The organism is Streptomyces sp. SAI-170, from assembly GCF_049739565.1.
GTDB lineage: Bacteria > Actinomycetota > Actinomycetes > Streptomycetales > Streptomycetaceae > Streptomyces.
In genome coordinates, this window is the sequence record NZ_JBMGQD010000001.1 from 1469631 (window position 1) to 1493364 (window position 23734).

The 23734-nt window shown below is 73.0% G+C and carries 23 protein-coding genes and 1 tRNA gene; 13 read left to right on the plus strand and 11 right to left on the minus strand.

Annotated elements, in window-relative coordinates; all coding sequences use genetic code 11:
- The first annotated feature begins 73 nt into the window (after positions 1-73).
- The 8 genes from RKD23_RS06745 to RKD23_RS06780 all read left to right on the plus strand — a co-directional run bounded on the left by RKD23_RS06745 (position 74) and on the right by RKD23_RS06780 (position 6361).
- Entirely contained in the window at positions 74-883 is an 810-nt protein-coding gene (locus tag RKD23_RS06745) for an SAM-dependent methyltransferase (RefSeq protein WP_424852805.1), read from the plus strand.
- Positions 884-908: 25 nt separating this feature from the next.
- Positions 909-2312: a glutamine synthetase gene (locus RKD23_RS06750; protein ID WP_424852806.1), complete on the plus strand. Its 1404-nt coding sequence runs from the start codon at positions 909-911 to the stop codon at positions 2310-2312.
- On the plus strand, positions 2312-3448 hold the full coding sequence (locus RKD23_RS06755) for an amidohydrolase family protein (protein ID WP_424852807.1): 1137 nt from the start codon (positions 2312-2314) through the stop codon (positions 3446-3448). Before RKD23_RS06750 ends, RKD23_RS06755 begins: the two co-directional genes overlap by 1 nt.
- A gap of 24 nt (positions 3449-3472) precedes the next feature.
- Positions 3473-4000, plus strand: coding sequence for an NUDIX hydrolase family protein (locus RKD23_RS06760; protein WP_424858185.1), 528 nt, complete (start codon positions 3473-3475; stop codon positions 3998-4000).
- On the plus strand, positions 3997-4395 hold the full coding sequence (locus tag RKD23_RS06765; RefSeq protein WP_404031742.1) for a (2Fe-2S) ferredoxin domain-containing protein: 399 nt from the start codon (positions 3997-3999) through the stop codon (positions 4393-4395). Before RKD23_RS06760 ends, RKD23_RS06765 begins: the two co-directional genes overlap by 4 nt.
- A gap of 122 nt (positions 4396-4517) precedes the next feature.
- Positions 4518-4688, plus strand: coding sequence for a 50S ribosomal protein L32 (rpmF, locus tag RKD23_RS06770; RefSeq protein WP_404031745.1), 171 nt, complete (start codon positions 4518-4520; stop codon positions 4686-4688).
- A gap of 4 nt (positions 4689-4692) precedes the next feature.
- Positions 4693-5865 carry a GTP-binding protein gene (locus RKD23_RS06775; protein WP_424852808.1) on the plus strand — a complete coding sequence of 391 codons (1173 nt, stop codon included), beginning with the start codon at positions 4693-4695 and terminating at the stop codon, positions 5863-5865.
- A gap of 73 nt (positions 5866-5938) precedes the next feature.
- Positions 5939-6361, plus strand: a complete 423-nt coding sequence (locus RKD23_RS06780) for a TOBE domain-containing protein (RefSeq protein WP_424852809.1) — start codon at positions 5939-5941, stop codon at positions 6359-6361.
- 40 nt (positions 6362-6401) lie between these two features.
- Here the strand turns inward: RKD23_RS06780 and RKD23_RS06785 are convergent, their stop codons facing one another.
- Both RKD23_RS06785 and ssuE read right to left on the minus strand, forming a co-directional pair.
- Positions 6402-7550: an LLM class flavin-dependent oxidoreductase gene (locus RKD23_RS06785; protein ID WP_424852810.1), complete on the minus strand. Its 1149-nt coding sequence runs from the start codon at positions 7548-7550 to the stop codon at positions 6402-6404.
- 31 nt (positions 7551-7581) lie between these two features.
- Positions 7582-8139: an NADPH-dependent FMN reductase gene (gene ssuE, locus RKD23_RS06790; RefSeq protein WP_424852811.1), complete on the minus strand. Its 558-nt coding sequence runs from the start codon at positions 8137-8139 to the stop codon at positions 7582-7584.
- A 462-nt stretch (positions 8140-8601) separates the two neighbouring features.
- On the opposite strand from ssuE, the gene RKD23_RS06795 reads away from it, so the two are divergent.
- Together RKD23_RS06795 and RKD23_RS06800 are read left to right on the plus strand one after the other, a co-directional pair.
- Complete coding sequence (locus tag RKD23_RS06795; RefSeq protein WP_424852812.1) at positions 8602-9825, plus strand: hypothetical protein; 1224 nt, start codon at positions 8602-8604, stop codon at positions 9823-9825.
- On the plus strand, positions 9822-10286 hold the full coding sequence (locus RKD23_RS06800; RefSeq protein WP_424852813.1) for a hypothetical protein: 465 nt from the start codon (positions 9822-9824) through the stop codon (positions 10284-10286). Before RKD23_RS06795 ends, RKD23_RS06800 begins: the two co-directional genes overlap by 4 nt.
- Positions 10287-10344: 58 nt before the next feature.
- Here the strand turns inward: RKD23_RS06800 and RKD23_RS06805 are convergent, their stop codons facing one another.
- Positions 10345-12441 carry an ATP-binding protein gene (locus RKD23_RS06805; protein WP_424852814.1) on the minus strand — a complete coding sequence of 699 codons (2097 nt, stop codon included), beginning with the start codon at positions 12439-12441 and terminating at the stop codon, positions 10345-10347.
- 288 nt (positions 12442-12729) lie between these two features.
- On the opposite strand from RKD23_RS06805, the gene RKD23_RS06810 reads away from it, so the two are divergent.
- The 3 genes from RKD23_RS06810 to RKD23_RS06820 all read left to right on the plus strand — a co-directional run bounded on the left by RKD23_RS06810 (position 12730) and on the right by RKD23_RS06820 (position 16607).
- Positions 12730-15873 carry an AfsR/SARP family transcriptional regulator gene (locus RKD23_RS06810; protein ID WP_424852815.1) on the plus strand — a complete coding sequence of 1048 codons (3144 nt, stop codon included), beginning with the start codon at positions 12730-12732 and terminating at the stop codon, positions 15871-15873.
- A gap of 85 nt (positions 15874-15958) precedes the next feature.
- The gene (locus RKD23_RS06815) at positions 15959-16114 is read left to right on the plus strand and encodes a hypothetical protein (protein WP_424852816.1); all 156 of its coding nucleotides are present in this window, start codon (positions 15959-15961) and stop codon (positions 16112-16114) included.
- Positions 16115-16175: 61 nt separating this feature from the next.
- On the plus strand, positions 16176-16607 hold the full coding sequence (locus tag RKD23_RS06820) for a hypothetical protein (protein ID WP_424852817.1): 432 nt from the start codon (positions 16176-16178) through the stop codon (positions 16605-16607).
- 61 nt (positions 16608-16668) lie between these two features.
- Here the strand turns inward: RKD23_RS06820 and RKD23_RS06825 are convergent.
- The 8 genes from RKD23_RS06825 to RKD23_RS06860 form a co-directional block, all read right to left on the minus strand.
- A tRNA-Pro gene (locus RKD23_RS06825) sits at positions 16669-16745 on the minus strand.
- A gap of 91 nt (positions 16746-16836) precedes the next feature.
- A complete protein-coding gene (locus tag RKD23_RS06830) occupies positions 16837-18090 on the minus strand; it encodes an MFS transporter (RefSeq protein WP_424852818.1) in 1254 nt (417 codons plus the stop codon).
- Positions 18091-18465: 375 nt separating this feature from the next.
- Positions 18466-18825, minus strand: a complete 360-nt coding sequence (locus tag RKD23_RS06835; RefSeq protein WP_424852819.1) for an MmcQ/YjbR family DNA-binding protein — start codon at positions 18823-18825, stop codon at positions 18466-18468.
- A gap of 30 nt (positions 18826-18855) precedes the next feature.
- On the minus strand, positions 18856-19374 hold the full coding sequence (locus tag RKD23_RS06840; protein ID WP_424852820.1) for an N-acetyltransferase family protein: 519 nt from the start codon (positions 19372-19374) through the stop codon (positions 18856-18858).
- On the minus strand, positions 19374-19931 hold the full coding sequence (locus RKD23_RS06845; RefSeq protein ID WP_424852821.1) for a helix-turn-helix domain-containing protein: 558 nt from the start codon (positions 19929-19931) through the stop codon (positions 19374-19376). Before RKD23_RS06845 ends, RKD23_RS06840 begins: the two co-directional genes overlap by 1 nt.
- 46 nt (positions 19932-19977) lie before the next feature.
- A complete protein-coding gene (locus RKD23_RS06850) occupies positions 19978-21351 on the minus strand; it encodes a B12-binding domain-containing radical SAM protein (protein WP_424852822.1) in 1374 nt (457 codons plus the stop codon).
- Positions 21352-21612: 261 nt separating this feature from the next.
- Positions 21613-22515 carry a LysR family transcriptional regulator gene (locus RKD23_RS06855; RefSeq protein WP_424852823.1) on the minus strand — a complete coding sequence of 301 codons (903 nt, stop codon included), beginning with the start codon at positions 22513-22515 and terminating at the stop codon, positions 21613-21615.
- A 17-nt stretch (positions 22516-22532) separates the two neighbouring features.
- Positions 22533-23732 carry a glycine C-acetyltransferase gene (locus tag RKD23_RS06860; RefSeq protein ID WP_424852824.1) on the minus strand — a complete coding sequence of 400 codons (1200 nt, stop codon included), beginning with the start codon at positions 23730-23732 and terminating at the stop codon, positions 22533-22535.
- Positions 23733-23734: the final 2 nt, after the last annotated feature.

Consider the following 23734-nt stretch of genomic DNA (forward strand, 5'->3'; position numbering starts at 1 on the left):
CGAATCCCGGGACAGCCGATCTTGGGCGGGGCACAATGGCCGCGAAGGCCCGGCGTGAGGAGAGGCGAGCGACGTGAGCGACAGCCAGCCCGCACAGGGCACGGCCCGGCTGAACACCACCGTGGCGCACAACGCGCGGGTCTGGAACTACTGGATCGGCGGCAAGGACAACTACGAGGTCGACCAGCGGGTCGGCGCGCACGTGGCCGGCCTGTTCCCGGTGATCCGGGACGTGGCGCGCGCCGACCGCGACTTCCTGGGCCGTGCGGTGCGCTTCCTGGCCGGTGAGCGCGGGGTGCGACAGTTCCTGGACATCGGCACGGGCCTGCCGACCGTCGACAACACCCACGAGATAGCCCAGCGGATCGCCCCCGACTCGAAGATCGTGTACGTCGACAACGACCCGATCGTCCTGCTGCACGCCCGCACCCTGCTGACCAGCACCCCCGAGGGCGTCACGGACTACCTCGACGCCGATGTGCACGACCCGGACGCGATCGTGGCCCGCGCACGGAAGACCCTCGACTTCGACAGGCCGATCGCCGTGATGATGCTCGGCATCCTGAACTTCGTGCTGGACACCGACAAGGCCCGCGAGATCGTGCGCCGGGTCATGGCCGCCGTACCGTCGGGCAGCTTCCTGGTGCTGACGCACCCCACCTTCGACGCGGACGTGGGCGGCGAGGGCAATGTGGCGGCGATGGAGTTCTGGAACGCCAACGCCACCCCGCCGATCACCGCCCGCCCCCGCGACGAGATCGCCGGCTTCTTCGAGGGGCTCGACCTGCTGGAGCCGGGCCTGGTGCCGTGCTCGCAGTGGCGGGCTGAGCTGCACGCGCCGGTGGTCGTGCCGCAGCTCGGCGCGGTCGCCGTGAAGCCCTGACACTCACGGTCTGTGAGGAGGACGTATGACCACCCTGGCCGACCCGGTCCCCGGCGGCCGCCCCGGCGACGTCGAGCGGGCGACCGCGCTGAGCGGAGAGCTGGCCGGGCGGGGCGTGCACGGGATCGTGCTGGCGTACGTCGACACCGCGGGAGTCGCCCGGGTCAAGACGATCCCGAGCGGACGACTCGCGGACGCCGCCGCCTGGGGCGTGGGCATGTCGCCGGTGTTCGACACCTTCCTGGCCGGTGACGCGATCGTCACCACCGATGTGCTCGGCTCCCCGGACGGCGATCTGCGTCTTTACCCCGACCTGGACCGGCTCACGGTGCTGGCCGCGCAGCCCGGCTGGGCGTGGGCGCCGGTCGACCGGATCACCCAGGACGGCGCGCCGCACCCGGGCTGCTCGCGCACCTTCCTGCGGCACACCCTCACCGACGCCAGGGCCCGGCACGGGCTGGACTTCCGGGCCGCCGTGGAGATCGAGTGGTCGGTGGGCCTGGACTCGGCACCCGCCGGGGAGTTCGTGCCGGCGGCCACCGGTCCCGCGTACGGGGCGACCCGGCTGGTGGAGCTGGGCGACTTCGGCGCCGACCTGCTGGCCGCCTGCGCGGCGCAGGGCGTGGACGTCGACCAGTTCCATCCGGAGTACGCGGCCGGGCAGTTCGAGCTCTCCACCGGCGCGCTCGACCCGGTCGCGGCGGCCGACCGCAGCGTCCTGGTGCGGCACACCGTCCGCGCCGTGGCCCGCAGGCACGGACTGCGGGTGTCCTTCTCCCCCGCGGTCAACGCGACCGGTGTCGGCAACGGCGGGCATCTGCATCTGTCCGCCTGGCGCGACGGCGTCAACCTGCACACCGGTGGCGTACGGCGCTACGGCATGACCGCCGAGGCCGAGTCGCTCGCCGCGGGTGTCCTGGCCCGGCTGCCCGCGCTGACGGCGGTGACCGCGCCCAGCCCGGCGAGCTATCTGCGGCTGCGGCCCTCCCAGTGGGCCGGTGTGTACACCGCGTGGGGCCTGGAGACCCGGGAGTGCGCGCTGCGCCTGGTCACCGGCACGGCGGGGCTGCGTGACCGGGCCGCGAACCTGGAGGTCAAGCCGGTGGACCTGGCCGCCAACCCCTATCTGGCGCTGGGCTGTGTGATCGCCGCGGGCCTGGAGGGGGTGGAGTCGGAGGCGGTCCTGCCCCCGGAGACCACCGGTGATCCGGCCCATCTCGCCCCGGAGGAGGCCGCGGCCCGCGAGGTGCGGCGGCTGCCGAAGACCCTCGCCGAGTCCGTCGAGGCGTTCCGCGGCGACGAGGTGCTGCGCACCGCGCTCGGCCCGGTCCTCGCCGACGCGGTGACCGCCGTACGCGAAGGGGAGGTCGCGCAGGTGGACGGGCTGGAGGACGCGCAGATCGCCGCCGCCTACCGCTGGGTGTACTGATGGCGGCCGCCACAGCCGTGCACGAGGCGCTCGCCGGGCTGCCGTTGATCGACCACCACTGCCACGGCGTGGCCACCGGCGCCCTGACGCCCGCCGGGTTCGAGGCGCTGCTCACCGAGGGCGACCCCTGGCCGGGCGTCTCGGCCTTCGACACGCCGGTCGGTACGGCCGTACGACGGCACTGCGCGCCTGTGCTGGACCTGCCGCGGCACGCCCCGGCCGAGGAGTATCTGGCGCGGCGGGCCGAGCTGGGGCCGCGGGAGGTCGAGCGCCGGTTCCTCACCGCTGCGGGGACGGCGGTGTTCTGCGTCGACACCGGGTTCGCGCCGGAGCTGCTCGGCAGTCCCGCTCAACTCGCCGAGGCGGCGGGGGCGGTGGCGTACGAGGTGGTGCGGCTGGAGAGCGTCGCCGAGGGAGTGGCGGCGCGGGGTGTGGAGGCGGACGCGTACGGCGACGCGTTCCGCGCGGCCGCGCTGGACGCCGTGCGCCGGCCGGGCGTGGTCGGGGTGAAGTCGGTGGCCGCGTACCGCACGGGCTTCGCGCTGGACCCCGCCCGGCCCACGGACACGGAGGTCACCGCCGCGGCCGGGCGCTGGCTGGCGCGCGGCGGCCGGCTGGACGACCCGGTCCTGGTCCGGCATCTGCTGTGGACGGCCGTCGATCTGGGGCTGCCGCTCCAGCTGCACACCGGGTTCGGCGACAACGACCTGCGGATGCACCGCTCGGACCCCGCGCTGCTCACCGACTGGCTGCATCTGGTCTCCGGCGCCGTTCCGGTGCTGTTCCTGCACTGCTGGCCCTATCAGCGCCAAGCCGCCTATCTGGCCGCGGTGTTCGAGCACGTGTACCTGGACGTGGGGCTCACGCTGCACCATGTGGGCCCGGTGCGGGCGCGGGCGGTGCTGGAGGAGGCGCTTGAGATCACCCCGTACCGCAAGCTGCTGTACAGCTCCGACGCCTGCGGTCTCGCCGAGTTCCACTGGCTGGGGGCGTACGCGTTCCGCCGGGGGCTCGGTGAGCTGCTGCAGGACCGGGTGGACGCCGACGAGATGTCCCCGGCGGACGCCGTGCGCCTCGCGCGGTGGGCGGGAGCGGACAACGCCCGCCGGGTCTACCGCCTTTCCGACGACCTCTGAAAGTATGATCAAGCAATGTCTGACATGACCGAAACCACGCCCGGCTGGCTGAGCACCGACGAGCTGGAGATGGCACGCGCGCGCATGCCGATCCTCTACGTCGAGGCGGTGCCCGTGCGGGTGGACGACAGCGGCGAGGTCACCAGCATCGGACTGCTGCTGCGCATCGGACCGGACGGCACGGTCAGCCGCACCCTGGTCTCGGGCCGGGTGATGCACCACGAGCGGGTGCGCGACGCCCTGCTGCGCCACTTGGAGAAGGACCTCGGCCCGGTGGCGCTGCCCCGCGTCCCGGCCTCCCCGCAGCCGTTCACGGTCGCGGAGTACTTCCCCACCGCGGGCGTCACGCCGTACCACGACCCGCGCCAGCACGCGGTGTCCCTCGCTTACGTCGTTCCCGTCAGCGGCGACTGCCGGCCCCGGCAGGACGCCCTGGACCTGGTGTGGTTCAGCCCCCAGGAGGCGGCGTCGGCGGCGGTGCAGAGCGAGATGCCGGGCGGGCACGGGGCCCTGCTGAAGCAGGCGCTGGCACACGTGGGCCTGGCGTTTTGAGCCCCTTCATCAACAGCGCCCGCCCGTGCACGCTGGTGGTCTGCCGGGGCTGCTGCTGCGGTGACCGCCGCAAGAACCCCGGCTTCGACCACGACTGGCAGCTGCAGCTGCTGCGCGCCGCCGCGGCCGACTCCGGCGGCCGGTTCGCCGTGCGTACGACGGACTGCCTCGGCCCGTGCGGCCAGGCCAACGTCGTGGTGGTCCAGCCCTCGGCGGCGGGCAGGCGCGCGGGCGGCCGCGCGGTGTGGGTGGGCTTCGCGACGGACGACGCCAGTACGGACGACCTGGTGCGCTGGGCGGCGGCGGGCGGGCCGGGCGTCGCCGAGCCGCCGGGCACGCTGGAGCTGCAGTTCATCCCGGCGCCTCGGGAGGCCAGGTCACGGGCACGGCGGTGAGGCACCCGAGCATCTCGAGCGTTTCGTAATGGGATTCATTTTCATGTAGCGTCTGTGCCGCACCCCGGCACGCCTGTGTCTGTGCCGCACCCCGGCACACACACCTATGTGGAAGGACTCCCATGGCCGTTCCCAAGCGGAAGATGTCCCGCAGCAACACCCGCCACCGGCGCGCCCAGTGGAAGGCGGCCACCGCCCAGCTCGTGCCCGTGACCGTCGACGGCGTCCGCCACCTCGTCCCGCAGCACCTGGTCAAGGCGTACGAGCGCGGGCTGCTGCGCCCCGAGGGCTGAGCCGATGCCGCACGGCCGACTGCCCGTCACCGTCCTGTCCGGCTTCCTCGGAGCAGGCAAGACCACCCTGCTCAACCATGTGCTGGCCAACCGCGAGGGCCTGCGCGTGGCGGTGATCGTCAACGACATGAGCGAGGTCAACATCGACGCGGCGCTGGTGCGCGGCGGCGAGGCCGCGCTGTCGCGGACGGAGGAGCGGCTGGTCGAGATGACCAACGGCTGCATCTGCTGCACGCTCCGCGACGACCTGCTGGTGGAGGTGGAACGGCTGGCCCGCGAGGGGCGGTTCGACCATCTGCTCATCGAGTCCAGCGGTATCTCCGAGCCGATGCCGGTGGCCGCGACGTTCGCCTTCGCCCGCGACGACGGGGCCACCCTGGGCGATCTCGCCCGTCTGGACACCATGGTCACGGTCGTGGACGCGGTCAATCTGCTGCCGGAGCTGCAGAGCGGCGACGATCTGGCCGAACGCGGCCTGGCCCCGTACGAGGACGACGAACGGACCGTCAGCGACCTGCTGATGGACCAGATCGAGTTCGCCGACGTCCTCGTCCTGAACAAGCTCGACCTGGTCGACACCGGCACCGCCGACAGGCTGCGGGCCACCCTCGCCCGGCTCAACCCGGCCGCCCGTGTCGTCCCCGCGACCCACGGCCGCGTTCCGCTCACCGAGGTGCTCGGCACCCGCCTGTTCGACCTGGACCGGGCGCAGCAGGCCCCCGGCTGGGTGCGCGAGCTCAACGGCGACCATGTGCCCGAGACCGAGGAGTACGGCATCTCCTCCACCGTCTTCCGCTCCGAACTCCCCTTCCATCCGCAGCGGTTGTGGAGCTTCGTGACACAGGACATGGACAGCGGGGCGTACGGCAGGGTCCTGCGGTCCAAGGGCTTCTTCACCCTGGCCGGGCGCGAGCGGGTGACGGGCCTGTGGTCGCAGGCCGGGTCCGTGGCGCGCTTCGAGCCCTCCGGGGCCCGTGACCCCGGGGCGCCGTACGCCCAGGAGCTGGTCTTCATCGGCACCGGCCTGGACTGCGAGGCCCTGCGGACCGCGCTCACCGGCTGTCTGCTGCGGCCCGGTGAGCCGGCCCCGACCGAGGACCCGTTCCCGGCCTGGGACACCCATAGCTTCGACGAGACCTGCGAGCACGAGCACCCCGCGGCGATCGCGGGGACATGAGGCTCCGGGCCGTACGGTGGAGGACAAACCGGACATCCCTCCCCGTGAGGCCCGAAGCCTGTGAGGCACCCCGATGAGCCTGAGCATCCGTAACCAGCTGACCGGCACGGTCGTCACCGTCGTCCCCGGCGAGGTCATGGCGACGGTCGGAGTCCGCCTCGACGGCGGCCGGGAGCTCACCGCCGCGATCACCAGGGAGGCCGTGGACGAGCTGGAGCTCGCCCCGGGCGCCGCCGTGCGCGCCCTGGTGAAGGCCACCGAGGTGGCGCTGGCCACCGGCCCGGTCGCGGGCCTGTCCATCCGCAACCGGCTGCCCGGTGTGGTGCGGGAGATCACCACAGGGGCCGTCATGGCCTCGGTGAAGGTCGCGGTCGACGGCGTCGGCGAGCTGACCGCCGCCGTGACCAGGGACGCCGTCGCCGAGCTGGCCCTGGGCACGGGCGCCCCGGTGACGGCCCTGGTCAAGGCGACGGAGGTGTCGCTCGCGACGGGCTGACGGTCCGCCGTACGGTCTCCGGGAGCGGCGGGCGGGGTTCTCAGCGCGATCCCGCCGAGGCGGCGAGGGGAGCCAGGGGGGCTTCGGTGGCCGGGTGCCGCCACAGGCCGCGCGCGGCCAGCCGGGGCAGTACGCCCTCGCCGAACCAGTACGCCTCCTCCAGGTGCGGATAGCCGGACAGGACGAACTCGTCGATGCCGAGGGCGTGGTACTCCTCGATGCGGTCGGCCACCTCGTCGTGGCTGCCGACCAGGGCGGTCCCCGCGCCGCCACGGACCAGGCCGATGCCGGCCCACAGGTTGGGGTGGATCTCCAGGCGCTCGCGACTGCCGCCGTCGTGCAGGGCGAGCATGCGCCGCTGCCCCTCGGACTCGCTGCGAGCGAGCCCGGCCTGGACGGCCCGCACGGTCTCCGGGTCGAAGCCGTCCAGCAGCCGGTCCGCCTCCGCCCAGGCCTGTGCGGCGGTGTCACGGGTGATGACGTGCAGCCGGATGCCGAAGCGCGGGGCGCGCTGCCACCGGGCCGCGAGGCCGCGGATCCACGCGATCTTCTCGGCGACCTGCGCGGGCGGCTCGCCCCAGGTGAGATACACGTCGGCGTGCCGGGCGGCGACCTCCCCGGCGATCGGCGAGGAGCCCCCGAAGTACACCTCGGGGACGGGCTCGGGCACCCGCGCGAGCCTCGCGTCCTCGACCCGGAGGTGCTCGCCGCGCAGATCGACGGTCTTGCCCTCCCACAACTGCCGTACGACGTCCAGGAATTCGTCGGTACGGCGGTACCGCGCGTCCTTGTCGAGGAAGTCGCCGTAGGCGCGCTGCTCCTGGCTCTCGCCGCCGGTGACCACGTTCAGCAGCAGGCGGCCGCCGCTGTGCCGCTGGAAGGTGGCGGCCATCTGCGCGGCGAGGGTGGGCGAGACGAAGCCGGGACGGAAGGCGACGAGGAACTTCAGGCGCTCGGTGTGCCGGCTGACCATCGCGGTCGTCAGCCAGGCGTCCTCGCACCAGGCGCCGGTGGGCGTGAGGGCGCCGACGAAGCCCAGGTCCTCGGCGGCGCGGGCGATCTGGCTCAGATAGGCGACCGTCGGCGGCCGGTCGCGCCCGGACGCGGTGGCCGGGCTGCCGTGCCCGCCGCCGACGACATGGCGGCTGTCGCCGTTGGTGGGCAGGAACCAGTGGAAGGTGAGCGACATGGGGTGACTCCTGTCGGGTCGGCGGCGGCCGTCAGCCGGTGGCGGCGAGGAGGTGGGGCCGGCCGCCGAGGGCGAGCGAGAACTGGTCGGTGACCTGGGCCAGGGCCTCCGCCGAGGCCGGTGCGACGGTGAGCGTGCCGTCCTCGCCGACGGTGAGGTCCTTGTCGAGGGTGAACCAGCCCGGCGTGATGTGCGCGGGTCCCATGGAGGCCAGGACCGGGCGCAGGGCGTAGTCGATGGCGAGGACGTGCGCGGTGGTGCCGCCGGTGGCCAGCGGCAGGACGGTCTTGCCGGCCAGCGCGTACTGCGGCAGCAGGTCGAGCAGCGACTTCAGCAGCCCGGAGTACGCCGCCTTGTAGACGGGTGTGCCGATCACGACCCCGTCGGCCCGCGCGAACAGCGCGGTGGCCTCGACGATCGCCGGATGGCCGAAGTCGGCCCCCAGCAGGGCCTCGGCGGGCAGCGTCCGCACGTCCAGCGGTATCACCTCATGCCCCTGCTCGGTCAGCCGCCGGTCGAGGTGACGCAGCAGTCGGGCGGTGCGGGAGGTGGCGGAGGGGCTGCCGGAGACGGACAGGACGGTGGCCATGCGGGGGACCTTTCGGTTCGTGAAGCGCCAGCGCCGCGCAGGCCTCGCCCGCCGGGCAGCACGGAACACCGGCGAACTCGAACTCAGGTGCGCGGGAAGGGAATGGAAAAGAACGGCGTCACCGACGCGGAGGGGAATCCGGCCGGGCGGACGGTACGAGGAATGCCTTCGGTACGGTCAGGCCCGGCTGCGACAGCAGGAGCTGGAGACACGCGCGAGGTCGACATGGCGTCGCCGCGTGAGGTCCTGTCGCTTCATGCCACGATCCAAGCAGGGCGGGTTCGAACCGGTCAAGAACGCCTCGACTCCGTTCCACATCCCGGACGAAACCCGCCGCCTGCCCGCCCGGTCGCCCCCTGCAAGGTTTCCGCAAGGCGGCGGCAAGCCTTCCGTCCATCCGGCAGGGGCACACGCCCGGCGAGCGGCCCGCCCGGGCCGCACGGACGACGGGGGGACATTGCCATGTCGGCGTTGGGAAAGAGCCCGAGGGTGCCGGACGAAGGGCGCGAGTGGCTGACGTTGCTCGAACGCAAGACGGTGCTGGCCGTGGTGCACACCCTCACCTACGGAAAGCGCCTGGTCGACGTCCTGGCGCTGCTGGAGGCCGACTTCCGGGTCCAGGTCGTCTTCACCGCGCCGCCGCACGTCTTCGGCGACGACGTGCCGCGCTTCCTCCAGGGGCTGGGCGGAGCGGTGGTGCCGTGGGAGGAGGCGGTGCGGATGTCGTTCGACCTGGCCCTGGCGGCGGGGCCGCGGGGCGTGGAGGAGATCTCCGCCCCGCTGATCACGCTGCCGCACGGGGCCGGTTATGTGAAGCGCCTGGTGAAGGGGGCGCACCCGGGGGTGGCGGGGCTGCGCCGGTACGACCTCGTGCCCGGTGGCCGGCTGCCCGCCGCGGTGGCCGTCCCGCACCATGCCGAACTCCCCGATCTGGCGCGCCACTGCCCGGAGGTGATGCCGTACGCCCATGTGGTCGGTGATCCGGCGCACGACCGGATCACGGCGAGCCTGCCGCTGCGGGCCGCGTACCGTCGGGCGCTCGGTGTCCCGGACGGCGAGGAGCTGGTGGTGGTCGCCTCGACCTGGGGCGCGTCGTCGTCCTTCGGCCGGTTCGAGGCCCTGCTGCCCCGGCTGGTCGCCGAGTTGCCCGCGGGCCGGTACCGGACGGTGCTCCTCGTGCATCCCAACGTCTGGTCGGGGCACGGTTCCTGGCAGGTCAGGGCCTGGCTGGCGCAGTGCGTCCGGCTGGGTGTCACGCTGGTCCCGCCCGAGGCGGACTGGCGTACCGTGCTGATCGCCGCGGACTCGATCATCGGCGACCACGGTTCGGTCACGCTGTACGGCACGCTGACCGGGGCGCCCATCCTGCTGGCCAGTTCGCCGGAGCGGGAGATCAACCCGGCCTCGCCCGCGGCCGCGCTGGCCGCGACCGCACCGGCGCTGTCGCCCACCCACCCGCTCGTCGACCAACTCCATTACGCGGCGGCCGAGTACCGGCCCGAGGAGTACGCGGCGATCGCCTCGCGCATCACCTCGGAGCCCGGCCGCTTCAACCGCAACATGCGCCGGCTGATGTACCGCCTGCTGGGCCTGGGGCAGCCCGCGCACGAGCCGGAGACGGTCCCCTTACCGGTGCCGCCACCGCTGGACGCGTGGGCGCCGGGCCGCCGGGGGGTTCCGGCGTGAGGTGCTTCGTCTCCGTCCTGCTGACGGATCATCACCGTACGGCGGACCCCGGCATGGACCTGGTGCTCCTGCTGCGCTCGAGCGGGCGGGACTACGGCCTGCTGGCCCGGGTCGGTGGCGACGGGCCCGGCACCGACGAGCACTTGGCCGTCGACGCCGAGGCGTGCGCGGAGCCCTGGTGGTCCGCCTGTGCCGACGTCCTGTACGGGCGCCATCCCCGCCCGCTCGCCGTCGCGGCCCGCTGGCTCTCGGCCCTCATGGCCGCGCACCCCGGCTGCCGGGTGGGCGCGGTGCCGCTGGCGGACGGCGGCTGGGCCGTCACCGACCGGTCGGGCCTGCTGCTGCTCCGCGGGGTGCCGGCGGACCGTCCGCTGCTGGTCTCCTGCCTGCACGGCTGGCTGACGGCGGGCCGCCGCCTGCGGGACATCGAGGACGTCCGGGTGGCGGGGGGAGGCGGCTGACGCGCTGGTGAGCGGCGGAGGCGGCTGACGCGCTGGTGAGCGGCGGAGGCGGCCTGCTCTACAGATCCCTGAGCCGGCGGGCGTCCGCCGGACTGGTCTGCTCGTACAGGGTGAGGGCACGGGCCCGGAAGTCCTCGGCGGCCGTGTCCTCGCCGCGTTCCTTCGCGGTGTCCGCCAGCATCTCCCAGGTGCGCGCCTGCCAGTGGGCGGCGCCGGAGGCGGTGAACACCGCGAGGGCCTCCTCCATCCGGGCGACGCCTGTCGCATGGTCACCGGCGACGGCCCGGGCCCGCCCCAGAAAGACCAGCGCGCGGGCCGCGTCATGCGGGTCGGCCACCGCGAGCAGGCCCTCCCGGGCCCGGGAGAAGCAGTCGACGGCCCGCTGCGGGTCCTGCTCGGCGAGGGCGATCTCGCCGAGCAGAATGCGCGCGAGGGCGACTCCTCGGGGGTAGCCGCAGGCATCCCAGACCGTGACGGCGCGGTCGAGGAGGGAGCGGGCCTCCGCGAGCCGGCCCTCGGCGATACGGCAGCCGCCGAGCCCGAGCAGGGCCTGTCCCTCGTCCCGTACGTCGCCGGCGTCGCGGGCCGCGCGGAGCGAGGCGTCGTACCACTCGGCGGCGTCGGCGATGCGGCCGGCGGCGCTCAGGCCGATGGCGCCGGAGTTGAGCATCTGCCGTTCGGCCTCGCGGTCTCCGGCGCCGCGCGCCCCGTCCAGGCCGATGCGGTGCGCCTCGATCCACAGGTCGTAGTGGCGCAGACGGAGGAACAGGGGCCACATGGCGTCGGTGAGCTGCCAGGCCGTGGTGTGCCAGCCGCGCTCGGCGGCCAGCCGCAGTACGGCCATGAGGTCGCCGCGCCGGGCGTCCAGCCAGCCGAGGGCGTCCCGGTCGTCCTCGAAGGGCGCGGGCAGCGGGGAGGGGTGGGCGTAGGTCCGGGACAGGGTGAACTGGTGCGGGGTGATGAGGCGTTGGGCCTCGGTCGCGGTCTGCAGGTACCGGTCGGCCACCCGTCGCAGGATGCGGTCGTGCGTGTCCTCGGTGTCGGTCGACCGGGCGCGGTCGCGGGCATGGACCCGGACCAGGTCGTGGAAGCGGAAGGTGTCCGGGCCGAGGTCCTCCAGCAGGTTGGCCTCCACGAGTTCGTCCAGCCGGCGGGCCGCCCACTCCTGGGACTCCGCCAGGGCCGCGGCCGCCGTGAGGGAGTCGAAGGCGGGCAGGGGCAGCAGTCCGAGGGCCCGGTACAGGCGGGCCGCCTCAGGGCCGAGCACGGCGTACGACGCGTCCAGTGCCTTGCGCACGGTGGCCTCCCCCTCGACTTCCAGCGCGGCCAGCCGGCCGCCGTCCGGTGTGAGCGCGTCCGCGAGGGCCGCAACGGGCTGTCCGGGCCGCGCGGCGAGCCGGGCCGAGGCGAGGCACACCGCGAGGGGCAGGCCCGCGCACAGCGACACCACCCGTCGTACGGCGGGCAGTTCACCTGTGGTGCGGTCCTCTCCGGCACCGCGGAGGAACAGTTCCACCCCGGCGGCGGGGCCGAGCGCCTGCACCTGATGGAACTCCGCGCCGTCCATCCGCAGCCCCGTCAGTCTGCGGCGGCTGGTCACGACGACGAGGCCGCCCGCGCCGCCCGGCAACAACGGCCGGATCTGTGCCGCGGTGAAGGCGTTGTCCAACATGACCGCGATCCGCAGGTCGGCGGTGACCGACCGCCACAGCGAGGCCTGCTCCGCCACGTCCACGGGCACCGCCCGTGCTCCGAACGCCCGCAGGAACCTGCCGAGGATCTCTCCCGGCGGGGCCGGCCCGTCCGCCGCGTGGCCGCGCAGGTCGGCATACAACTGCCCGTCGGGGAAGCCGGACGCGTGGCCGCGGAGCCAGCGGGAGACGAGGGTGGTCTTGCCGATGCCGGCCGGTCCGGTGACCACGACCAGGGGAGGCTCCTGCGCGGCGAGCATACGGTCCAGGGCGGCGAGTTCTTCCTCGCGGTCGGTGAAGTGTGCCGGAACCGGCAGGAGTTGGCGTGGGGTCGGTGGGGGCTGTGGTGCGGGTGCCTGGACATGGATGTCACGGGCCTGGACGGTGGGTCCGTAGAAACGGGCCGACCCCGAGATCGAATTGCTGGTGCCTCTTTCCCGCCCGTCCTCCCACGCCTCACTCATCACGTTCCGCTCCCCCGTTGTCGCTCCTGTCGATGATGTATCGACGATGTGGGGTCCTACCCCGGTGCCGTAACCATCGATGCGGTCGGTTGGATCGAAGGAAGCGATTCGGCCAGGGGCTCCAACTTCCGTCCGGCAGGCGCCCGTTGGCCAAGGGCCCAGCCAGTTTCAGTCAGCACGCAGCCGCGTCTGGAAAGGACTTCGGCCGGATGTCATGCTCGTCAGTCCATGACAGTCCATTACCACCCCCCTGCTAGTTGGAAATGACCGGACCAGCGGGAGGCGCCGATGGAATTCCAGTTACTGGGACCGGTGGGTCTGTGCGTGGACGGCCGGCAAGTGGAGATCGCCTCGGACAAGGAGCGCGCCCTGCTGGCGACCGTGGCCCTGGAGGCGGGCCGGCCGATCGCCCTGGACACGCTCACCGACCGGCTCTGGGACGGTGAACCTCCGCCACACGCCCGCGAGAACGTCCACTCCTACGTCTCGCGCCTGCGCCGGCGCCTGAGACTCGCCGACCCCTCCGGCAGCAGGGCACCCCGGATCGTCAGCCGCGCCCACACGTACACGCTGGAGACGGACCGCGCGTCGGTCGACTGGCACCGCTTCCAGCAACTCGTCGCCGACGCAGGGAAGTTCGCCTCCGAAGGCGACGACGAGCGGAGGTTCGACGCCCTCGACCGCGCCGAGCGGCTGTGGCGGGGCGAGGCGCTGGCGGGGCTGCCCGGGCTGTGGGCGGAGACCGTGCGCAGGAACCTCGCGGAGCGCCGGCTCGGCGCCACCGTCTCACGCACCGCCGCCCTGCTGCGGCTGGGCCGCTTCGCGGAGGCGGGCGCCGAGCTCTCCGCGCTCGTCGAGCGGCATCCGGGCGACGAGACGCTGGCGGGCCAGCTGATGCTGGCGTACTACGGAAGCGACCGGTACACGGACGCGCTGCGGGTGCACCAGGAAGCCCGTCGGCTGCTGATGACCCAGTACGGTTCCCGTCCGGGCGCCGAGCTGGACCGGATCCACCGGGGCATCCTGGAACGCCGCCCGGTGGCCGAGCTGCTCGGCGGCGGGCCCACGACGGCGCTCCGCTCGGCTGCGGGGACGCCGCGCACGCCGTTGCCGCAGCCGCCTTCGCCTCCGGCACCGACACCACCTCCCCCTCCGCCGCGGAATCTGCCGCATCAGCCGCCTCTGGTCGGCCGGTCGACCGAGCTGCGGGCGCTGAGCGCCGCGGTGGACGCCGCACCGGAGGGCGGCTCGGTGATCAGCCTGCAGTCCGTCAGCGCCGTCAGCGGTATGGCCGGGGTGGGCAAGACCGCCGTGGCCGTGCACGGCGCGCATCAGCTCTCGCGGCGCTTCCCCGACGGGCAGCTGTACCTCGATCTGCGCGGCCACTCACCCGCCGGTGACCCACTCAGCCCCGACGCGGCGCTGGCCACCCTTCTGCGGCTGCTCGGTACGCCCGCCACGACCATCCCCGTCGAGCTGGAGGGCCGCGTCGCCCTGTGGCGGACCCTGCTCGCCGAGCGCCGGGCCGTCATCGTCCTGGACGACGCCGTCAGCGCCGAGCAGATCCGGCCGCTGCTGCCGGGCGGCTCCCCCTCGCTGACGATCATCACCAGCCGGCGCCATCTGACCGGTCTGCCGCACGCCCGGCACATCCCGCTGGACGTGCTGCCAACCGACGACGCCGTTGTGTTGTTCCGCGCGTTCGCCGGGGAGGAGCGCACCCGCGACACCGGGGAGATCGCCCGTATCGTCCGGCTGTGCGGCAACCTCCCGCTGGCGATCGAGCTGGTCGCGAGCCGGTTCCACGCCCACCCCTCCTGGACGCCGGGCACGCTGGCCGACCGCCTCGCCCGCACCGGGTACCGGCTCGGCGAGATCAGGGACGCCGAGCAGGAGATGGTCCGGGCGTTCGGCCTGACCTATCAGACCCTCACCGACGAACAGCGCACCGCGTTCCGCCGGCTCAGCCTGCATCCGGGCCCTGACCTCACCGCGGAGTCGGCGGCGGCCGCGCTCGGTGTGCCGCCGGCGGCGGCCGAGCGGATGCTGGAGTCTCTGTTGGCCTGCCACCTGCTGCGGGAGCCGGTCCCCGACCGGTATCACTACCACGACCTGCTGCGCGAGTACGGCCGTGACCGGGCCCTGGCGGACGACGACGCCGAGGACCGCGCCGCCGTCCTGCACCGCCTCACCGACTTCTGCCTGCACGCCGCCGACCGCGCCGACCGGCTCGCCTATCCCCACCGCACCAGACCGGGCTCACCCGCCGAGCACCCGGGCAGCGACCTGCCCGACTGGCCCGACTGGTCCGACGCCGAGACCGCCCGCGCCTGGCTGGCCGCCGAGCGCATGAACCTCCTGGCCGTGGAGCAGCACGCCCGCACCACGGGCCGCCCCGACGCCGCGGCCCGGCTCGCCTACTCCCTGGCCGGCTTCCTCAACGAACAGTGCCACTGGCACGACGCCGGGACTGTCCTGGAGGCGGCCGTCGATCACTGGGGGCGGTCGGGGGAGAGGGGGGCGTTGTGTCGGGGGCTGTTCCATCTGAGTGCGGTGTATGCCAGCACGGCGCGCTATACGGAGGCCGCCGAGACGGGAGAACGGGCCCTGCGGACGGCACGGGAGACCGGGGACACGCAGGCCGAGGCCGAGGCGCTGCGGACGCTCGGCACACTGAAGTGGCACCTGGGTGACCATCGGGCCGCACTCGTGCTCTTCCAGAAGTCGTTCGCCATCGTCACCCTGTCCGGTGATTCTCTGGCGGTCGCACGGCTGCACAACAACATCGCGGTGATCCTGCTTTTCCTGGGCGAGCACAGTCGCGCTCTGGAGCACTTCCAGAAATCCCTCGCCGGTTTCACGGAGGCCGGAGATCATGCCGCGCAGGGAAAGTCCCTCAACAATATCGGCGATCTATACATGCGCACCGGGGACCTCGAATCCGCCCGCCGCTCATTCGAGGAGTCGCTCATCCTTCTGGAGAGTTCCGGGAATCGCTACGACCGGGCCACGGCCCGTTGCAGCCTTGCCGACGCCCTCACGGAATCCGGTGACACAGCTGCCGCGATTCCCCTTTACCGGCACTCGCTCACGGAATTCCGGGCACTCGGCGATCTGAAGAGTCAGGCCGACGCCGTGATCGGCCTGGGCGAGGCGCACCGCAGGGCCGGAGAGCCCGACACGGCCGTGCGGCACCTTCTGGACGCCCTGGACGTCGCCCGTACGATCGGCGCCGCCCACCAGGAGACCCGGGCCCTGCGGTGCCTGGGTGAGGCCCACCGGGATGCGGGACGGCCCGCCGCCGCCGAGGAGAACCTGCGCTCGGCCATTTCCCTGGCGGACCGCACACATGACGCGGACGAGAGGGCCAAGGCGGCCGAAGCATTGGCCAAAACCGAACGCACCGTACGCTCTTTGGGGGTCGCCGAATAACTCTCGATCATGGATTTCACACATAAGCAGCTCATCGGCTAGTGTCCGTTCGCAAGATCCGTAACTGCGAAAGGACAGCACTTCCGTGAGCAAGAAGGTGGGCCGCCTGGCCGTTCAGGCCGGCCTCGTCGCCGCATTCGGCATTCTCGGCGCGAATGCGCTCGGCGCGCCGGCTGCCGGGCACACCTCGACCCAAGCGGTCGGGACGTACGGCTGCATCATGATGAGGCCCGCCAGGTAACCGGCCGGCACACCGGGGTGGCTGCCCAGGCCGCCACCCCCACCGAGAAGGGGGTTACGGCGTGGAGCCGATTTCGGTGGCACTGTTGGCGGCGCTCGCGGGAGGCGCCGGCGGAGAGGTCGGCCGGGAGGCGTGGGCCGGGCTGAGCGCGCTGGTGCGGCGGCGGTTCCGGCGGCCGGACGGCAACGAGGACGCCTCGGCCGTCAGTTCGGGGGAGGCGGAGCTCGCCCGGCTGGCCGACGCCCCGGACGACACCACCCGCGCCCATGCACTGAGCACGGCACTGGCGGTACGGGCCGCCCTGGACGCCGAGTTCCACGCGGGACTGCGCCAGTGGCGCGAGTCGGCCGAGCGGCTGGACACGGGGACCGTACACAACAGCATCAGCGGAGGCACCTTCTCCGCGCCCGTGATCCAGGGCCGCGACTTCTGGTCGCCCTCCTTCACCGCCTCGACAGCGCCGCCCACGGACGAGCCGGACCAGCAGGCCTGACAAGGCACACGGAAAAGGCCGTTTCTCACGGAGAGAAACGGCCTTCGACCTGCGTAGAAGCTGGTCGGGACGACAGGATTTGAACCTGCGACCCCTTGACCCCCAGTCAAGTGCGCTACCAAGCTGCGCCACGTCCCGGTGCCGTCTGACCTGGGGTTTCCCCTGGCCGAACGTGCAGAGAAACCATACCGCACTCCGGTCGGTGGTCGCGCACTCCATTTCCGGGGCCTCAGGCCCGGGCGCCCGCCGAGGACGGGGCCGGGTCGACGCGGACCAGGTCGCGGATGGGGCGGACGGCGAGCAGCGCGGCCGCCACCACCAGGCTGACCACGCCGCTGATCAGCAGGACCCGGTGGGTGCCGAGGGCGGACGCGGCGGGACCGGCCAGGGCCTGGCCGACGGGCATCATCGCCAGGGAGCCCGCGACGTCGTAGGCGTGGATGCGGTTCAGGACGTCCGGCTGGACCTGGGTCTGGACGGTGGTCGCCCACATCACGCCCCAGAAGGACAGGCCCGCCCCGGCTATCGCGGCTCCCACCGCCATGGCGGGCACGCCCAGCCCCAGTCCGACGGCCGTCGGGAACGCCGTGAAGCCGATCACGGCGAAGGCGCCGGCCCGCAGCATGCGGCGCGGACGCAGCCGCAGGGCGATCAGCCCGCCGACGACCGTGCCGGCCCCGAGGGCCGAGTTGACCAGGCCGTACGCGCCCGCGCCGTGCTGCTGCACGACCTCCGTCGCGACGAGCGGCACCGAAGGTCCCCATACGGCGATCATGTACAGGCACCAGATGGCGATCACGGCCCACATCCAGGTGCGGGAGCGGAACTCGCGCCAGCCCTCGACCAGGTCGGCCCGGAAGGCTCGCGCCCCGCGCCCGGGGGCCCGTCCGGCGTGGCCGAGCGGCGGCAGGCGGAGCAGCAGCAGGCACAGGGCGCTCACGCCGTACGTGGCGGCGTGTGCGGCGAAGACACCGCCCGGCGCGGCGAGGCCGACCAGCACACCGGCGAAGGCGGGCCCGGCAAGCTGGGCGGCGGACTCGGCGACGCGTATCGCGCCGTTGGCGCCCTGGACGTCCGTGGCGAGCCGGGGCACCGTACTGGCCACGCCCGGCTGGAAGACGGCCCCGGCCACGCCGTTGATCACGCCGATGACGCAGATCTCCCAGAGCACGACATGGCCGGTGTAGAAGAGGACGGCGGTCAGGGCCTGGGTGACGAGCCGTACGAGGTCGGCGCCGATCATGAGCTTGCGGGTGCTGAACCGGTCGGCGATCACGCCGCCGAAGACGACCAGTCCGGCGAAGGCGGCCGCGGTCGCGGCCATCGCCAGACCGACCGCACCCGCCCCGTACCCGTGCTGGAGCAGACCGGCGGCGAGCGCCACGGGCAGCATGGTGTCGCCGAGCCGCGCGACGGCCCGGGCGACGAAGAAGAGACCGAAGTCCCGCGACCAGAGAGGCCGCGCCGCGCCTTCGCCGGCCACGAGCCGGACCGGTTGCTTCGCTCCCCCGGGCGCCTGCCCATGGGCCCCTGGCCCGGCTCTCCTCGATCCCGAGCCCAGGCCCCCCGATCCCGAGCCCAGACCCCCCGGCCTCGCTCCCCCAGACTCCGAGCCCAGCGCCCCCGACCCCGCTCCCCCTGACTCCGGGCCGAGAACCCTCGGCCCCGCCCCTCCTGACCCCGAGCCCAGGCCCCCCGCCCCCGCTCCCCCCGGCTCCGACTGCTGCGACGTCCTCCCCGACATCCTGCGCAACCCCTCCCGCCCGAGCGACTGGTCCAGACCTGTGCCCCCGGATCATGCCACGCGGTGCTGTCCACGCCGACGGATTTTCCGGGGCCGGGAAACGACAGTGCGGTCTCAGTCGGCTGCCGGCAGCCCCAGCCCCGGGTGGGCTTCGAGGAGTCGCGGCGGGGCCGCCTGGCGCCAGGAGTCGGCGAGGATGTCGCGCAGTTCGTGCTCGTCCTCCAGGGCGGCGAGCCGCACCCGGACCCACGCGAACTGGGCCTCGTGGTCGGCGATCCAGAACTTCTCGGGCTCGGACATCACCAGCTCGTCGCGCTCCTCCTTGGGGCAGCGCACGGCCATGGACGACTCGTCCTCGGGCAGGGTCGCGAACATCTTCCCGGCCACCCGGAACGTGGGCATGCTCCAGGCGACCTTCTCCGTCGTGTCCGGCAGGGACAGGGCGACACGGCGTACGTCTTCGGCTTCCGGCATGACACGCACCGTAGCGCCCACCACTGACAATCAACCTGCGGAGAGGCTCTTGTAGTAGATCGTCGTCCCGCACAGCACGCCCGCCGGGCTCGCCGCGTAGTCGGGGATGACGCCCACCCTGGTCCAGCCCGCGGACCGATAGAGGCGCTCGGCGGGACTGTCGGTCTCCGTGTCGAGGTGGAGCAGGGTGATGCCGGCCGCGGCGGCGGCCTCCTCCGCCGCGGTCAGCAGGGTGCGGCCGAGGCCGCGGCCCCGGGCGTCGCGGTGGACCATCAGCTTGACGACCTCGGCGCGGTGCCGGCTGTTGGGCTTGTCCGGGAAGGCGAGGCTCACGGTGCCGACCAGCCGGTCGCGTTCGTGCGCGGCCCACACCCCGAGCTGCCCGGCGGCCACGGCCGCGGCACGCTCCCGCCACCAGGCGAGGGCGGCCGCGGCGTCCATCGGCGCGAGGAAGCCGATCGAGGCGCCGCTCTCCACGGTGTCGGTCAGCAGCTCGGCCAACTCCTCGGCCAGATCGTGCACTTGCAGTTCGCTCAGGCGGGTCACCATCACGGCAGCACCACCGCCAGCACATAGCGCGCCGACTGCGGCCCCGTGCACCGGAACCGCGTCGGCCCCCACACCCGAAGCCGCAGACAGTCGCCTGCACCGAGGGTGTGCGTCACGTCCTGCGCGGTCACCTCCAACTCCCCCTCCAGCAGCCAGATGTGCTGCTCGAGACCCGGCACGGGTGGCCGGTCGTAGGCCAGGTCGGCGCCGGGGGCGAGCCTGCCCTCGACGAGTTCGCCGCGCAGCCCGGCATGCGGCGGCGACACGGAGCGTCGTACGAAACCTGCGGCGGGGTCCTCCCAGACCGGCTGGTCGGCCGACCGCAGCACCGGGGCCGGCTCCGCCTCGACCTCGCTGAGCAACTGGGACATGGTCCGCCCGTACACCGCGCACAGCCGGTTGAGCTGGGAGGCGGTGGGGCTGATCTCGGCCCGCTCGGCGCGGGAGAGGGTCGAGCGGCTGATGCCGCTGCGCTCGGCCAACTCCCCCAGCGCCCAGCCGCGTTCGGCGCGCAGTTCGGCCAGCCGGGCGCCCAGACGAAGGTCTACTTCTCTCATATCCGGGACACTATCCCGGATATGAGACAGCCGTGTTACATCACCCTCACTCCCGACCGCCGAACGCGGCCAGCGTCCGCTCCAGCGCGGGCAGTGCTCGCACCACGTGCCGGGAGCGGATGAGCAGGTCCCACGCGGGCTCGAACTTCTTCCAGCCGCCCGCGTAGGCGAGGTGCCGAAGCCGCTCGTGCCGGCCGGGCTGGGCCGCCGAGCCGCGCCAGATGTTCGACCAGCGGTAGAAATCGCGGTAGGCCCGCCAGTAGCCGTCCTCCAGCTGACGTGTCGTCATGCCGCGCGGCTCGTACACCACATGGCGGGTGTCGTACTGGTCCCAGTCGCGATGCAGGATGCGGTTCTCGGACTCCAGCTGCTTCCACAGTCCGGTCGACGGATACGGGGTCATGATGTGGAAGGTCGCCGTCTCGATGCCCTGGTCCACGGCCCACTCGACCGTGCGGTCGAAGACGTCCGGGCCGTCCTGGTCGAGGCCGAAGACGAAGCTGGCGTTGACCATGACCCCGGCGTCGTGGACGCGCCGCACTACCGCCGCGTAGTCGGTGCCGACGTTCTGGTTCTTGCGGCGCTCGGCGAGGTTGGCGTCGTTGACGGTCTCGAAGCCGATGAACAGGCTGCGCAGGCCCGCCTCGACCGCCTTCTCCAACAGGCCCGGCTTCATGATGGAGTTGACGGTGGCCGCCGCCTGCCACAGCCGTCCTCCGCCAGCCATGCCGTCGAACAGGCCCTCGGCGAAACGGCGGTTGCCGAAGAGGTGGTCGTCGAGGAAGTAGAGGTGCCGGCCGGGGAGCCGGTCGATCTCCGCGAGCGCGTCGTCGACGGCCTGGGTGTAGAAGGACTTGCCGCCCTCGAAGAAGGCGTCCTTGTAGCAGAAGTCGCAGTGGTGGGGGCAGCCGCGCGTCACGACGATCGAGTTGGGGACGAGGTACAGGTGCCTCTTGATCAAGTCCCGGCGTACGGGCGGCAGTCCGGCCAGTGTGCGTAGCTTCGAGTCGTAGCGGCGGGCCGGGTCGCCGTCGCGGAAGTCCTTCAGGAACAGCGGCCACGTGTCCTCACCCGGGCCGGTGAAGACCGTGTCGGCGTGCGCCGCGGCCTCCTCGGGCAGCGAGGTCACGTGCAGCCCGCCCATGGCGACGTGCACGCCCCGGGCGCGGAAGTGGTCGGCTATCTCGTAGGAGCGCCGGGCAGAGGTGATGTACGGCTGGATCACCACCAGGTCCGGCGACGGAAGGGACTCCAGGTCGAGGCGCTCGACGTGCTCGTCGTAGAGCGCGACCTCGTCGCCGGGGTCCAGATAACCCGCCAGGGTGGCCAGGCCCAGCGGCGGGAACAGCGAGTACTTGATGGGCCGGAACAGCGGGCTGGTCGCCTCGGTGAGGGCCGGGAGGATCATCGTCACGCGCATGACACCCCAGACTCCGGACCGCCACCGTCCGGTTCCCGCCACCCCCCGGGACGCGGTCCGTCCGTTTTCCCGCTACCCCGGGACAGGACCCGTCCGTCTTCCCGCCACCCCAGGCCGGGGTCCGTCCGGTTCCCGCCACCCCCGGGACAGGGTCCGTCCAGTTCCCGCCACCCCAGGACAGGGTCCGTCCGGCTCCCGCCACCCAAGAACAGAACCCGTCCGGCTCCCGCCACCCCGGGACAGGGTCCGTCCGCTTCCCGCCTACGCCCGCGCCGCCCCCGCCAGCGCCTCCAGCACCGGCCGGATCAGCGGATGCTCCTCCGCGCCCCGGCGTACGGCCGCGAAGACCCGGCGCGTCGGGGCCACCCCGTCCACCGGGCGGACGACCACGCCCGTCAGGTCCATGCCGCGCAGCGCCGAGCGCGGTACGAGGGCGACGCCCGTGTCGGCCGAGGCGAGGGCGACGACCGCGCGGAAATCGTCGGAGGAGTGCTCCAGGCGGGGCTGGAAGCCCGCGCTCTCGCAGGCCAGGACCACGACGTCGTGGCAGGGGTTGCCGGGGTACGGGCCGATCCACGGGTCCTTGGCGAGCTCCGCCAGCGGCACCTCGGCGGCCTCCGCGAGCCGGTGGCTGACCGGGACCACGGCGTCGAAGGGCTCGGCGTACAGCGGGACGTGGGTGAGGCGCGGGTCGTCGGCGGAGGGCGCCCCGCGGTACTCGACGGCGACGGCCACGTCGACCTGCCGGTCGAGCACCATCGGCAGGCTTGCGTCGCCCTCCGCGTCCAGGACACGGATGCGTATGCCGGGCGCGAACTCGGCGAGGGAGGCCACCGCGGGCGCGACGACCTGGGCGATGCCGGTCGCGAAGGCGGCGACGGTGACCGTGCCGGCCGCGCCCGAGCTGTACGCCGCCAGCTCCGCCTCGGCCCGCTCCAGCTGGGCCAGGACGGCGTTGGTGTGGCTGAGCAGGATCTCACCCGCAGGGGTGAGCCGTACGCCCTTGGCGCCGCGCTCGACGAGTCGGTGCCCGGTCTCCTGCTCCAGGGCGGTCAGCTGCTGGGAGACCGCGGAGGGCGTGAGGTAGAGCGCGGCGGCAGCCGCGGTCACCGTGCGATGGTCGGCCACCGCACGGAGGATGTGCAGCCGCCGCGCTTCGATCACGTACCGATTCTCTCAGGTCAGGCGGCCAGCTCCGCCCGCGCGGCGACGAAGGCGTCCACCGCGCGGTCGACGTCCTCGGTGGAGTGCGCGGCCGAGAGCTGCACCCGGATGCGGGCCTGGCCCTGCGGCACGACCGGGTAGGAGAAGCCGATCACGTAGACGCCGCGCTCCAGGAGCAGCTCGGCCATCCGGCCCGCCTCGGCCGCGTCACCGATCATCACGGGGGCGATGGCGTGGTCGCCGGGAAGGACGTCGAAGCCCTCCTCGGTCATCCGGCGGCGGAACAGCGCGGTGTTCGACGCGAGCTTCTCCCGCAGGTCACCGGCCGACTCCAGCAGGTCCAGGACCTTCAGGGAGGCGGCGGCGATCACCGGGGCGAGGGTGTTGGAGAAGAGGTACGGGCGGGAGCGCTGGCGCAGCAGGGCGACGATCTCGGCGCGGGCGGCGACATAGCCGCCGGAGGCGCCGCCGAGGGCCTTGCCGAGGGTGCCGGTGATGATGTCGACGCGGTCCATGACGCCGTGCAGCTCTGGGGTGCCGCGGCCGCCGGGGCCGACGAAGCCGACCGCGTGCGAGTCGTCGACCATGACCATGGCGTCGTAGCGGTCGGCGAGGTCGCAGATGTCGGCGAGGGGCGCCACGTAGCCGTCCATGGAGAAGACGCCGTCGGTGACGATCAGTTTGCGCCGCGCGCCGCCCGCCACCGCCTCCTTCAGCTGCGCCTCCAGGTCGGCCATGTCCCGGTTGGCGTACCGGAAGCGGCGGGCCTTGGACAGCCGGATGCCGTCGATGATCGACGCGTGGTTCAGCGCGTCGGAGATCACCGCGTCCTCGGGGCCGAGCAGCGTCTCGAAGACACCGCCGTTGGCGTCGAAGCAGGAGGAGTACAGGATCGTGTCCTCCTGGCCGAGGAAGGACGACAGGCGGGCCTCCAGCTCCTTGTGCACCTCCTGCGTGCCGCAGATGAAGCGCACGGAGGCCATGCCGTAACCCCAGCGGTCGAGCGCCTCGTGGGCGGCGGCGACCACCTCGGGGTGGTCGGCGAGGCCGAGGTAGTTGTTGGCGCAGAAGTTGAGGACCTCGCCGGGGCGGCCGCCCGCGGTGACGCTCACAGTCGCCGACTGCGGGGTGCCGATCACGCGCTCGGGCTTGTGCAGACCGGCGGCGCGGATCTCGTCGAGGGTGGCGCGCAGGTCGTCGCGCACGGAGTCGAACATTC

Bases quoted from the DNA above. Each gene is read 5' to 3' on its own strand.
- RKD23_RS06750 (WP_424852806.1), top strand. From the start codon at position 909: ATGACCACCCTGGCCGACCCGGTCCCCGGCGGCCGCCCCGGCGACGTC.
- RKD23_RS06755 (WP_424852807.1), top strand. From the start codon at position 2,312: ATGGCGGCCGCCACAGCCGTGCACGAGGCGCTCGCCGGGCTGCCGTTG.
- RKD23_RS06760 (WP_424858185.1), top strand. From the start codon at position 3,473: ATGACCGAAACCACGCCCGGCTGGCTGAGCACCGACGAGCTGGAGATG.
- rpmF (WP_404031745.1), top strand. From the start codon at position 4,518: ATGGCCGTTCCCAAGCGGAAGATGTCCCGCAGCAACACCCGCCACCGG.
- RKD23_RS06775 (WP_424852808.1), top strand. From the start codon at position 4,693: ATGCCGCACGGCCGACTGCCCGTCACCGTCCTGTCCGGCTTCCTCGGA.
- RKD23_RS06780 (WP_424852809.1), top strand. From the start codon at position 5,939: ATGAGCCTGAGCATCCGTAACCAGCTGACCGGCACGGTCGTCACCGTC.
- RKD23_RS06785 (WP_424852810.1), bottom strand. From the start codon at position 7,550: ATGTCGCTCACCTTCCACTGGTTCCTGCCCACCAACGGCGACAGCCGC.
- ssuE (WP_424852811.1), bottom strand. From the start codon at position 8,139: ATGGCCACCGTCCTGTCCGTCTCCGGCAGCCCCTCCGCCACCTCCCGC.
- RKD23_RS06795 (WP_424852812.1), top strand. From the start codon at position 8,602: ATGTCGGCGTTGGGAAAGAGCCCGAGGGTGCCGGACGAAGGGCGCGAG.
- RKD23_RS06805 (WP_424852814.1), bottom strand. From the start codon at position 12,441: ATGAGTGAGGCGTGGGAGGACGGGCGGGAAAGAGGCACCAGCAATTCG.
- RKD23_RS06810 (WP_424852815.1), top strand. From the start codon at position 12,730: ATGGAATTCCAGTTACTGGGACCGGTGGGTCTGTGCGTGGACGGCCGG.
- RKD23_RS06835 (WP_424852819.1), bottom strand. From the start codon at position 18,825: ATGCCGGAAGCCGAAGACGTACGCCGTGTCGCCCTGTCCCTGCCGGAC.
- RKD23_RS06840 (WP_424852820.1), bottom strand. From the start codon at position 19,374: ATGGTGACCCGCCTGAGCGAACTGCAAGTGCACGATCTGGCCGAGGAG.
- RKD23_RS06845 (WP_424852821.1), bottom strand. From the start codon at position 19,931: ATGAGAGAAGTAGACCTTCGTCTGGGCGCCCGGCTGGCCGAACTGCGC.
- RKD23_RS06850 (WP_424852822.1), bottom strand. From the start codon at position 21,351: ATGCGCGTGACGATGATCCTCCCGGCCCTCACCGAGGCGACCAGCCCG.
- RKD23_RS06860 (WP_424852824.1), bottom strand. From the start codon at position 23,732: ATGTTCGACTCCGTGCGCGACGACCTGCGCGCCACCCTCGACGAGATC.